This is a genomic window from Kouleothrix sp. 19917 (assembly GCF_057073505.1).
On sequence record NZ_CP097099.1, the window covers coordinates 2,509,939 to 2,522,718 of the forward strand.

General features: G+C 64.0%; 6 protein-coding genes. 3 read left to right on the forward strand and 3 right to left on the reverse strand.

The window, feature by feature from the left end:
- Positions 1-55: 55 nt before the first annotated feature.
- A complete protein-coding gene (locus M1P90_RS10300) occupies positions 56-814 on the forward strand; it encodes a gamma-glutamyl-gamma-aminobutyrate hydrolase family protein (protein WP_483702529.1) in 759 nt (252 codons plus the stop codon).
- On the forward strand, positions 807-1,799 hold the full coding sequence (locus tag M1P90_RS10305) for a DUF2332 domain-containing protein (protein WP_483702530.1): 993 nt from the start codon (positions 807-809) through the stop codon (positions 1,797-1,799). Before M1P90_RS10300 ends, M1P90_RS10305 begins: the two co-directional genes overlap by 8 nt.
- A 785-nt stretch (positions 1,800-2,584) precedes the next feature.
- Here the strand turns inward: M1P90_RS10305 and M1P90_RS10310 are convergent.
- The 3 genes from M1P90_RS10310 to glgA all read right to left on the reverse strand — a co-directional run bounded on the left by M1P90_RS10310 (position 2,585) and on the right by glgA (position 8,308).
- Positions 2,585-4,216, reverse strand: a complete 1,632-nt coding sequence (locus M1P90_RS10310) for a putative maltokinase (RefSeq protein WP_483702531.1) — start codon at positions 4,214-4,216, stop codon at positions 2,585-2,587.
- Between the two features lie 107 nt (positions 4,217-4,323).
- Entirely contained in the window at positions 4,324-6,357 is a 2,034-nt protein-coding gene (locus tag M1P90_RS10315; protein ID WP_483702532.1) for an alpha-1,4-glucan--maltose-1-phosphate maltosyltransferase, read from the reverse strand.
- Between the two features lie 739 nt (positions 6,358-7,096).
- Positions 7,097-8,308, reverse strand: a complete 1,212-nt coding sequence (glgA, locus tag M1P90_RS10320) for a glycogen synthase (RefSeq protein ID WP_483702533.1) — start codon at positions 8,306-8,308, stop codon at positions 7,097-7,099.
- Between the two features lie 1,170 nt (positions 8,309-9,478).
- On the opposite strand from glgA, the gene M1P90_RS10325 reads away from it, so the two are divergent.
- Entirely contained in the window at positions 9,479-12,520 is a 3,042-nt protein-coding gene (locus tag M1P90_RS10325) for a BPTD_3080 family restriction endonuclease (protein ID WP_483702534.1), read from the forward strand.
- The last annotated feature ends 260 nt before the right edge of the window (positions 12,521-12,780 follow it).

Genomic DNA, 12,780 nt, shown 5'->3' on the forward strand with positions numbered 1-12,780 from the left:
GCGCGAAGCTGGTATAATCGCCCGCGCGAACATACAACAACACGTGGAGGACGCTATGCAGCCCGAACGCCCGCTTATCGGCATTATTGGCAACCGCTACCTGCGCGCCAACACCAGCAGCACCATGCTGGCGGGCATTGGCGAGAAATATGTGCTGGCGATCGAGGCGGCTGGCGGCATCCCACTCCTGATCTACCTGACCGACGTCGCGGCGGTGCTCGACCGGCTGTATGCCTTGTGCGCCGGGCTGGTCTTTGCGGGCGGCGAAGATGTTGACCCGGCGCATTTTGGGCAGGAGCGGCACCCAAACCTCGGCACGGTTGTGCCGCTGCGCGATGCCGTGGAATTGGCGCTGGCACGGCGCGCGCTGGCCGATGGGAAACCTATGCTGGGCATCTGCCGGGGCATTCAGGTGCTGAATGTCGCGTTCGGCGGCACGCTCTACCAGGACATCCCGGCCGAACTGCCCGGCAGCCACGATCACTACGCCTCGCGTGAGCTGGCCGAGCGCGCCCACACCGCCCACCCGGTCGCGCTGGAACGCGACTCGTGGCTGGCCGAGCGGCTTGGCACCGCCACCATCGACGTGAACACCTTTCACCACCAGTCGCTGCGCGACCTCGCGCCGGGGCTGCGCATCACCGGGCGCGCGCCCGATGGCGTGATCGAGGCGGTGGAGGGCGCGGGCGCAGGCTTTGTGCTGGGCGTGCAGTGCCACCCCGAAGAAATGTGGGATGCGAGCGAGCCGCGCTGGGCGGCGATGTTCCGTGGCTTTGTGGACGAGGTGCGGCGCGCGGGGTTTGCCAATGCTTAACTGGGACGACCAGCACTGCAGCTCGTTTGAGGAATTGCGGGCGCGCTACCGGCATTTCGCGGAGCACGAAGCGCAGGATATTTCGCCACTCTACGCCGGGCTGGCCCGCGCCGTCAGTCAGTCCGAGCCGCTGCTGCGCTTTGTGGCGGCGCTGCCGGCCAGCAAGCAGCAGCCGAACCTGGTGTTTGCGGCAGTGCGGCATTTGTATGGCACACCGCGCGACGCCGGCCATTTTGCCGAGCTGGTGGCGCACCACCCCGCGCCAATCCGCGACCTTATTCTGGCGCGCAGCACGCAAACCAACGAGCCGGGGCGCTGCGCGACGCTGCTGCCGGTGCTGGCGCGTCTGCCCGGGCCGCTGGCACTGCTGGAGGTCGGCGCGTCGGCGGGGCTGTGCCTGCTGCCCGACCACTGGGGCTACGACTATGGCCGCGCCAGCGTGCCGCCGCGGGTGCAGGGGCCGCATCCTGCGCCAGCATTTTCCTGCCATGCAAATGAAGCGACACCTTTGCCCAAAACCTGCCCGGAAATCGTCTGGCGCGCCGGGCTCGACCTCAACCCGCTTGATCTGCGCGACCCGGCCGAGGTGGCGTGGCTGGAAACGCTGGTATGGCCGGGCCAGCCCGACCGTGCCGAGCGCCTGCGCGCTGCCATCCGCGTGGCGCAGGACAACCCGCCCAACGTCGTACGCGGCGATTTGCTCACCGACCTGCGCCAGCTTGCCGACACCGCCCCACGCGACGCCACGCTGGTGGTCTTTCACTCGGCGGTGCTGGCCTATGTCGCCGCTGCCGATCGCGCCCGCTTCGCCGCAGACCTTGCCCGCCTGGGCGCGGTGTGGGTGAGCAACGAGGCGCCCAACGTGCTGCCCCAGGTGGCTGCCCGGCTCGGCGTTGCCCCACCCGACGGGCAATTTTTGCTGGCGGTGAATGGCGAGCCAGTGGCGTTTACGCACCCGCACGGGCGCGCCATCGAGTGGCTGTGATTTCCTGTGCGGGCTGCGCGCCCTCGCGCTGCAATGATGTTCGCATCCTGAGTAGGCCCGCAGGGCCGTATCGAAGGGTGCGAGGGCTATGCTGGTCTGTTTGTGCGAGGGCTGCGCGCCCTCGTGCTCCGCGGTTAGGACTTTTCAGGGCGGATCTGTCTGGGCGGACCTGCGTGTCCGCCCGCACCACTGCGAGGGCTACGCGCCCTCGCGCTCCGCGGCAAGAGGCCGCCGCCGGCCTCCTGCACCTCGCCGCTGGGGCTTTGCCCCAGACCCCCAAAAGAGCGTGGCACACGGACGAAATGATTGCGTGTCATGCCTCCGTTGTGGATGCAGCCAAGGCATCGGACAATAAAGTGATAATTCGTTAGCAAGTATTCAACCCGAAACATATTTGTCTCGGTAGATGCCAGCGACCAGCATAACGGAGGCATGAAAAACAGACCTTAAACACGACAACCACCTGAAATTTGGGGTTCGGGGCGATAGCCCCGGCCGGGGTGTTGGGTGGGAACCCCAGCGGCCCTGCGGCCTGAGCAAGCTGCGCTCTTGGGTTTAGGGTATTGGGCCTGGGGTTTGAAGGCAGAAACATATGCAGCACCAAACCCCAGACCCTAGTCCCCAAACCCCACCCAAGCACCAAACCTACGCCGAAGCAAGCGGCCCTGCGGCCTGAGCAAGCTGCGCTCTTGGGTTTAGGGTATTGGGCCTGGGGTTTGAAGGCAGAAACATATGCAGCACCACACCCCAGACCCTAGTCCCCAAACCCCACCCAAGCACCAAACCTACGCCGAAGCAATCTGCTGCAGCACCCCCTCGATCGGGATACCCGCCCAGTCGGGGCGGTTGTTCAGCTCGTAGCGCAGCTCGTACACGGCCTTGTCGAGCAGGTAGGCTTCGAGCAGGGTGTGCAGCGCGGCGCGCGTGTGCGGCACGAACGGCGCATCGCCAACGGTAGCGAGGTAGCTGCGCAGAAAGGCCGCGCTGGCCCAGCGGTGCCACGCCCGCGCCCACGGCTCCAGCGCCGCGCGCTGCCCCTCGTCAAACGCGACGCCGGGGGCCTGGCCGAAGAGTACCGCATAGGGCGCGTAGTGCAGCGAGCGCAGCATGCCCGCCACATCCTGCAATGCCGCGCCCTTTTCGCGCCGCTCGTCGAGCGGGCGGGCCGGCTCGCCCTCGAAGTCAATGATAAAGAAATCGCTGCCGGTGTACAGCACCTGGCCGAGGTGGTAGTCGCCGTGGATGCGGGTGCGCTGCGCGTCAATCGGCTGGTCGAGTGCGGCGCGCAGACGGGAAAACACGTCGCTTTCGTTCTCCAGCACGCGCTGCGCGTCGGCTTGGAGCGCGGCGGGCAGGTTTGCCACGCTGCTGCGCAGCAGGCCGAACGATTGCTGGGCACGCGATTCCATCGAGCGCAGCACGGCGGCCTGAAACGCGGGTGTAAATGGCTCGGGCGCGAAGTTGGGCGCGCTGCCGCTCGCCAGCGCGAGGTGCATTTCGCCAGTGCGGCGGCCCAGCAGCGCGGCCGAGTCGGCATAATTCCCCAGCAGGCGCGCAGCCGCCTCGGGCAGGTCGCGCGCGCTGTCGTCGAGCAGCGCGGCGGTGCCGGCAGGTGGCGAGGCATTCGGTTCGGCAAGCAAGCCCGTGAAGGTCGCCGCGATGGTGTCGAGCGTATAGTACCAGGCGTCGCCGCGATTGGGCACAAACCCTTGCAGCAGCGCCAGCGTCATGCGCGTGCCGGCGTCGTACTCAAGCGCACCGGCCACGGGCGGGATATTCGCAAAATTTCCCGCTTCGGTCAGAAACGCGCCGATCTCGAGGTCGGGGTTCAGGCCCGGCTCAAGCCGCCGAAACAGCTTCATGATCAGGCGGTCGCCAAAGATGATCGAGCTATTGCTTTGCTCGGCGGTGCTGACCTTGGGCGCGAGCGGCTGGTCGAGCGGGCCGCGCAGCTCGGGAAAGGCGCTGGTGGTGCTGGCGATCAGCATGCCGTCGCCTGCCGCGACGTGCTTCTGCTGCGCAATTAAATCAAGCAGCGCGGCGCAGAAATCCGGCGCATAGATCGGGTCGAACAGCGTGCCGCCGCCTACCTGCGCCACCAGCGCGTGCTCGGGCAGGCCAGCTTGCGCCAGGCTACCGGCTTCGGCATAGGCTAATGGCAGCACATACGTCTCGGCGCCACCGTCGGCATAGGCCACGCGCAGCAGCGTGAGGAAGGCGCGACCGCCCGCGTACTCAAGCGGAATGGCGGCCTGCACCTGTGTTTCGGCCACGGTGCGGGCCTTGCCACTGAACCAGCGGCGCGGGCGCATGTAGCCCGGCAAAAGTTCTTCGAGTTTCGCCCAGTGCTCCGGCGCGAAATATGCATCCCAGCGCTCGGCCCCGGCGAGCGTCGGCAGTGTCGTTGATTGAGTCATCAGCATCCTTTCGCTTCCACTCTTCTCTTCCACAAATACAACACACGCCGCAGGGCCAGCCCCGCGACGTGTGATTCACTGCAACTGGCGCGCCACGCCTGAAAGGGTTAGCTGTAATAATCGAAGTTGCGCTCGCGGTTCGGCCGCTCGATGCGGAACACATGCACCGGCACCTGCGCCGGGTCGAGCTGCACGAAGTTCCACTCGCCGGTCCACGGGTAGCGCGTGTCGTTCAGCAGGTCGTGGGCGTAGAACAGGTCGCCCGGGCGGATGCCCCATTCTTCCAGCGGCAGGCTCAGCCAGCCCGACTGGACATGCTGCGGGTCGAGGTTCACCACCGTGACGATGATGTTCTCGCCGTCGGGCGACTGCTTGCTGTAGGCGATGATCTGGTCGTTCGCGACGTAGTCGTTCTCAACCGCGTGGAAGCGAATGCTTTCGTTGCGCTGCAGGGCGACGTTCTCGCGGCGGATGCGGTTCAGGCGCGCAACCAGCGGGCGCAGGCTGTTTTTGTCTTCAAGGTCCCACACGCGCAGTTCGTACTTTTCGTTGTCGATATATTCTTCGCGCCCGCTCACCGGCTGGAAGAGCATCAGCTCGTAGGCCGGGCCGTAGATGCCATAGCTGGCCGTCATGGTCGCGGCCATGGTCAGGCGGGCGATGAACAGCGCGCGCTCGCCGCCGTAGAACTGCGGCGTCAGAATGTCGTGCGTGGTGGGCCAGAAGTTCGGGCGGAAGAACTCGTGCACCGGCGTTTGCGTCAGCTCGGTCATGTATTCGGCCAGCTCGGCCTTGCCGGTGCGCCAGGCGTAGTAGGTGTACGACTGGGTGAAGCCAAGCTTGGCGAGGCGATACATGACTTTCGGGCGCGTAAACGCCTCGGACAGAAAGATCATGTCGGGGTAGTCGCGCTTGAGCTCGGTGATGCACCATTCCCAGAAGCCAAACGCCTTGGTGTGCGGGTTGTCGACGCGGAAAATTCGCACGCCCTGTTCGGCCCAGAAGGTGAAGAAGCTCTTTAGCTCTTCCCAGAGCGCCTGCCAGTCTTCGCTCTCGAAGTTGAAAGGGTAGACATCCTGGTATTTCTTGGGCGGGTTTTCGGCATACTGGATGCTGCCGTCGGGCCGCACATAGAACCAGTCGGGGTGCTCTTTCACATAGGGGTGGTCGGGCGAGCACTGAAAGGCATTGTCGAGCGCGATCTCAATGCCGTAGCCGCGCGCGGCGCGCACCAGGCTGTGGAAGTCGTCGAGCGTGCCCAGCTCGGGGTGGATGCTCTTGTGGCCGCCGTGCTCGTTGCCGACCGCGTAGGGGCTGCCGGGCTCGCCGTCCTTCGCGGTCGGGCTGTTGTCCTTGCCCTTGCGGAAGGTATGACCGATTGGGTGGATGGGCGTGAGGTAGAGCACGTCGAAGCCCAGCTCGGCAATGTAGGGCAGCCGCGCCTCGACATCCTTGAAGGTGCCGTGGCGGCCTTCCTCGGTGGCAGTGTTGCGCGGGAACAGCTCGTACCACGTGCTAAACGCCGCGCGCTCGCGATCCACGACCATTGGCAGCGCGGGCGAGGTGGTGGCGTAGCGGCGCTCGGCGTGGTGCATCATCAGCGCGGCCAGCTCGGGCTCGAGCGCCATTGCGCGCGCGCCGGCCCGCAGCGCGGCAGCGTACTGGCCGAGCCGGGCGGCATCTGCGCCGGCTGCGCGTGCCTGGGCAGCGGCCACGAGGCGCGCGCCAATCTCCAGGTCGACGGGCGCGACGGCGTCGGCGGCAATGCGCTTGGCCATGTCGCGCGCCCACGACTTGAAATGATCGACCCAGGCACGCACGGCGTAGCTGGCCCGCCCGATTGTGGCGATGCTGAAGGTGCCGCCCCAGCGGTCGTTGTCCACAAACTCCATCGGCGCTTCGGCCCAGCGCGCGTCGCCGTCGGCGCGATACAGCAGCACCGCCGAAAGGGCGTCGTGGCTGTCGGTGAAGATATCGGCCTCGACCACCACCGGGTCGCCGGCGACGCGCTTGATCGGGAAGCGGCCTGCGTCGATGGCGGGCTGGACATTCTCGATCACGACGCGGCTGCGCCCGTCGGGCGGCAGCTCGGCGACGGGCTGCTCGGTGCCGAGCTCGAATACGGTTGGGATGGTGGTCATAGGCTTTTCTCTTCTATGTTCTATTGTTTGGGCGCAGTGCGCTGTGCCTGTACTTTTTCGGGGGCTGCGCGCCCCGTGCCCCGCGCTTAGCCGCCTGCTACTGCCTTTTCGGGGGCTGCGCGCCCCGTGCCCCGTGCTTAGCGCCTGCTACTGCCTTTTCGGGGGCTGCGCGCCCCCGTGCCCCGCGCTTTGTAGCCGCCTGCTACTGCTTTTTCGGGGGCTACGCGCCCCCGTGCCCCGCGGCAAAGGGCCGACCGCGGCCCTCTGCACTCCCCGGCCGGGGCCTTGCCCCGGACCCCATAAAGAGCGTGGCCGGCAAGCGAGATGACTGTGTGTCATGCCTCCATTGTGCCATCACGCAGGCATCTCACAAGCATTGCTATACTACTTTATGCCCAGTGTACTTCCGTTGTGCCATCACGCAGGCAGCTTGTAAGGGTTGCTGTACAAAATTATAAGCTGTATACGTCGCGCATCGTTTGTTGCCAGCCTTCATCCACAACGGAGGCATGACAGCACTCGTTCACATCTGCCCCGGCATTCTTTTGGGGTCCAGGGGCATCGCCCCTGGCCGGGGTGCTGGGGCAGGAGCCCCAGCGGCCTTGCGGCCTGAGCAACCAGCCTTCAAACCGGTAATGGCTTGCGGCCCAAGCAGCCAACCGGCCCTTGCGGCCTGAGCAAACCGGCTTGTAAAGTAGCTATGGCCGCGTATGCAATACGCAGCGACCGCGAACCGCTATCATGCCAACGTCTTATACAAATCAACTGTCCGCTGCGCAATCGCCGTCCAGCTAAAATGATCCTCGACGCGGCGGCGGCCAGCCGCGCCATAGCGCGCCATCAGCTCGGGGTCGCGCGCAACCTTGTTGATCGCGCTGGCCAGGTCGTGCGCGAACTGCGCCGGGTCGACCGGGTCGAAGGTGCCGGGCTTGAGCGCCAGCGGAACCAGCTCGCCCGTCTCGCCAGGCACCACCACTTCGGGGATGCCGCCCACCGCCGAGGCCACCACCGCCGTCTCGCAGGCCATTGCTTCGAGGTTGATGATACCGAAAGGTTCATACACCGACGGACAGCAGAACAGCGATGCCTGGGCGTAGAACTGGATCACATCGGCGCGTGGCAGCATCTCCTGGATCCAGATCACGCCGGGGCGCTGCGCGCTAACCTCGGCCACGCGCTCCTGCATTTCCTGCCCGATCTCTTTGGTGTCGGGTGCGCCGGCGCACAGCACCACCTGCAAGGAAGGATCGATCTCGGGGATGGCGTTGACGAGGTGGATGATGCCTTTCTGGCGAGTGATGCGCCCGACAAATAGCACAAAGGGCTTGCTCGGATCGACCCCGCGCTTCACCAGGGCGTCGCTGGCGGCGGTGGCGCGGTACTGGTCGAGGTCGATGCCGTTGTGGATGACATGGACTTTGTTCGGGTCGACGTTGAACAGGCGCAGGACGTCGTTGCGCGTTTCCTGCGAGACGGCTACAATCGCGTCGGCGTCTTCCATGCCGGTGCGCTCGATCCAGCTGCTCAGGTGGTAGCCGTTGCCAAGCTGCTCGACTTTCCACGGGCGCAATGGCTCCAGCGAGTGGATGGTTTGCACCAGCGGCACGCCCCACAGCTTCTTGGCCCAGAAGCCAGCCATGTCGGTATACCAGGTGTGGCAGTGCACCACGTTCGCGTCGAGCGTGTCTTTCGCCATGCGCAGGCTGCGCTCAAGCGCGTCGAGCGCGCCGGCAAAGCGCGGGTCGGTGTTTTGCTTGGCGTCGGGCCACGCGCCATAGCCGCGCACGCTCAGGCGCGGGTCGTCGCTGTGCTGCTCGCCAAAGCAGCGCACTTCCACTGGCACGAGCTTGGCCAGCTCGCGGCTCAGGTATTCCACATGCACGCCAGCCCCACCGTAAACGTTCGGCGGGTATTCGTTCGTGAAAAGGGCAACCTTCTCCAACCCTGGCATGAGTAAGCCTCCTTGCTCTGCAGTGGAATAGCGCGGCGCGTATACGGTTCCCGGTAGTTCGGCCCCCATTGTACCATAGCTTTTTGCGTGGGCGTGCCGTGCGTGGGCTTCTTCCGCTTTGTTTCAGCACTTATTCAGGAGTGCTCGTCTGTTGCTCAGGAGTGCTCTGGGCTTACTCCTGAGTGCTCAGCAGTGCCTCATGAGTGCTTGATGGTCATCCTCAAGTGCTCTGCCTTTATTCCCGAGTGCTCGGCGCTTACTCATGAGCGCTCGTCTGTCGTTCCCGAGTGCTCGGGTGTTTCGCACAAGTGCCTGGCAGTGACTCACGAGTGCTTGGCAGTGCCAGCTTGAAGCCAGTTTGCTCGGGCCGCAAGGCCGCAGGGGCTACCCGCCCCTGCACCCCGGCCAGGGCTATCGCCCTTGGAACCCAAATTTGATGTGATCGACATTTTCAGCGTTTGGTTGTCATGCCTCCGTTATGGCAATAGCTGGCAGCGAACAATAATGTCAAACCAGTTTGCGGCGCTGCCTCAACGAGGTTGGTTCTCTCGTCTGATGCCTTGCCTGCATCCACAACGGAGGCATGACACAGCAGCATTTCGTGAGTCGGCCACCTAAAATTCGGGGTCCAGGGGCGGAGCCCCGGCCGGGGAGTGCAGAGGGCCGCGGCCGGCCCTGAGCGTCTATCCTGAGCTTGTCGAAGGGCGGGGCGCGGGGCCGCACAGGCCCCGACAGAGATAGAGGGCGGACACGTAGGTCCGCCCAGGCAGGTCCGCCCAGACAAGGTCCGCTCAGACAAATGATGCGGGGCACGGGGCCGCACAGGCCCCGACTGACCTTGCACAGGAAAATGCCTTTGCTGCGGGGTGCGAGGCCGCACACAAGGGCATGCAATTCCCATTACGACCTTGCTCCGTCCTGTGATTACTTATTCGCCCAACATCCCTGTATCAAAACTGCCAGTACATACGTTTACTAAGCATGGTATACTTATACTCCAGCACCCAACCATAAAAATGCGCCCTGGCTGCGAAATGACAGAGACACGCTAAACCGTTTATCCGTGTGTTCGTTCGCTGCCGCATCCCGATACGTGTCACTGTTTCCGCAACACGTATTTCTTCTATAATCATGCGCACGAGCAGCATTGCAGCAAGATACAACCAAGCTATGTCAGAACAATTCTTCGAGCGGCCCATCCTCAATTCGCCATACGCTTACCCTTCCCGCCATTGGGAGCTGGATGACGACGGCCAGCCGACCAATCGCATCATGGACATGCGCCGGTCGGCGAAGTTCGTCACGCCGGTGCCGAAGCCCAAACGCCGACGGCAGGGAAGCACGCCGCAGCAGACGCGCATGGTGCTCGACGAGGGGCTGGGCCTTTCCACCGACGAGCAGGAATACGACCCAACCTCGATCATCAATGCCATTCGGGCACGGGTGGACGCGTGGCGCAAGCTGCCCGACCCTGCCAACTGGCAGGTGACGCCGGAAACAGCACGCTTGCTTCAGCACTGGCGCAGCCACCCCTTTGCCGGTGTGCGCCCGTTCTTCTGCCAGGTCGAGGCAGTCGAAACGGCGATCTGGCTGGCCGAGGTTGCGCCGCAAAGCCGCCGCAACGACGATCTGCTCGATCATCTTCAGCGCGCCAACGACCAATCGAATCCCGAATTGTTCCGCATCGCGCTCAAGCTCGCCACCGGCGCGGGCAAAACCACCGTCATGGCGATGCTGATCGCCTGGCAGACTATTAACGCCGTGCGGCACCCGCAGAGCCGGCGTTTCACGCGCGGCTTCCTGATCGTCACACCGGGTATTACGATCAAAGATCGCCTGCGCGTGCTCCAGCCCAACGACCCCGAAAGCTACTACAAAACCCGCGAGCTGGTGCCGCCCGATTTGCTGCCCGAGATCGACCGCGCCAAGATCGTGATCACCAACTACCATGCCTTTAAGCTGCGCGAACGACTCCAGCTTTCTGCTGGCAACCGCGCGCTGCTCCAGGGCCGCGGGCCCGATCTGCAAACGCTGGAAACCGAAGGCCAGATGCTTCAGCGCGTGATGCCCGACCTGATGGGTTTGAAGAATGTGCTGGTGCTGAACGACGAGGCGCACCACTGCTACCGCGAGAAGCCACAGAACGACGACATGGACGATCTGAAGGGCGACGAGAAGCAGGAAGCCCAGCGCAACAACGATGCCGCGCGGCTATGGATTGCCGGGCTGGAGATTGTGAAGCGCAAGCTCGGCGTGCAGGCTGTCTATGACCTTTCCGCGACGCCCTTCTTCCTCCGTGGCTCCGGCTATGCCGAGGGCACGCTGTTCCCGTGGGTGGTGAGCGATTTCTCGCTGATGGACGCAATCGAGTGCGGGATTGTGAAGCTGCCGCGTGTGCCAGTGGCCGATAATGTGCCGGGCGGCGAGATGCCCAAGTTCCGCAATCTGTGGGAACATATCAGCCGCAAGATGCCGAAAAAGGGCCGTGGCGCTGCCGGCCAGAGCTTCGACCCGCTCAACCTGCCGCTGGAGTTGCAGACTGCGCTTGAGGCGTTGTACGGGCACTACGAAAAGACTTTCGCATTGTGGCAGGAAGCGGGTATCCGTGTGCCGCCAGTGTTTATTGTGGTCTGCAACAACACCTCGACCTCGAAGCTGGTGCACGATTACATCTCCGGCTTCCATCGCATCGGCGCGGATGGCGACACCGAGACGTACCACGAAGGCCGGCTGCCGCTGTTCCGCAACTTCGACGAACACGGCAACCGCATGGCCCGGCCGCGCACGCTACTGATCGACAGCCAGCAGCTCGAATCCGGCGAGGCGCTGGATAAAGACTTCCGCGACATGGCCGGCGACGAGATCGAGCGTTTCCGCCGCGAGATCATCGAGCGCAGCGGCAACCAGGCCGACGGGCAGAACCTTTCGGATCAGGAGTTGCTGCGCGAGGTGATGAACACCGTCGGCAAGGCCGGGCGGCTGGGCGAGTCGGTGCGCTGCGTGGTGTCGGTGTCGATGCTGACCGAGGGCTGGGACACCAACACCGTGACGCATGTGCTGGGCGTGCGCGCATTCGGCACGCAGTTGCTGTGCGAGCAGGTGGTTGGTCGCGCGCTGCGCCGCCAGTCTTACGACCTGAACGACGAAGGACTGTTCAACGTCGAGTATGCCGATGTGCTCGGCATTCCGTTCGATTTCACCGCCCGCCCGGTGATTGCGAAACCTGCCGCGCCGCGCGAAACCGTACACGTTCACGCCATGCTGCCCGACCGCAGCGCGCTCGGCATTGAGTTCCCGCGTGTGGTTGGCTACCGCGTCGAGCTGCCAGAAGAACGCCTGAGCGCGCGCTTTTCGCCCGATTCGGTGCTGCATCTTACTCCGGCGCTGGTCGGGCCGTCGATCACGCACAACCAGGGCATTGTGGGCGAAGGCGTTGAGCTGACGATGAAACACCTGGAAGACATGCGCCAGTCGACGATCATCTACAAGCTCACGCATCACCTGCTGTACAGCAAATACCGCGACCCCGACGAGGAACCGAAGCTGCACCTGTTCGGCCAGCTCAAGCGGATCGTTAAGCAGTGGCTCGATGGCGGCAACCTGCGCTGCAGCGGCGGCACCTACCCGGCACAGGTCTTGTACCAGGAGCTTGCCGACACGGCCTGCGAGCGCATCAAAAACGCAATCACGGCGGCGATCGAGGGCGAGAAGCCGATTGTGGCGACGCTTGACGCCTACAACCCGACTGGCTCCAGCGTTCATGTCAACTTCAACACGTCGAAAACCACCCGCTGGCAAACCGACCCGCGCCGCTGCCAGGTCAACTGGGTGGTGTGCGACAGCGATTGGGAAGCCGAGTTCTGCCGCGTGGTCGAGGCGCACCCGCACGTGCTGGCATATGTGAAGAACCAGGGTCTGGGCCTGGAAGTGCCGTACCTTCAGGGTACGACCAAGCACAACTACCTGCCCGACTTTGTCGTGCAGATCGATGACGGCCAGCCCGATCCGCTGAATCTGGTGGTTGAAATCAAAGGCTTTCGCGGCGAGGACGCCAAGGACAAGGCCAGCACCATGCGCGACTACTGGGTGCCGGGCGTGAACAACCTCGGCAGCTATGGGCGCTGGCGTTTCGCCGAGTTCCGCGATGTGTTCGAGATCGACGCGGAGTTTCGGCGGTTGGTGGATGCATTGGTGAAAGAGGGCGATTCGTAGGGGTGGTTTGCGCACGCATTCGTGGGTACGTAGGCGCGGTTTTCAACCGCGCAACGCCAATGTTTGCGGCAAACGAAAATCTGTAGGCGCGGTTTTCAACCGCGCAACGCCAATGTTTGCGGCAAACGAAAATCTGTAGGCGCGGTTTTCAACCGCGCAACGCCAATGTTTGCGGCAAACGAAAATCTGTAGGCGCGGTTTTCAACCGCGCAACGCCAATGTTTGCGGCAAACGAAAATCTGTAGGCGCGGTTTTCAACC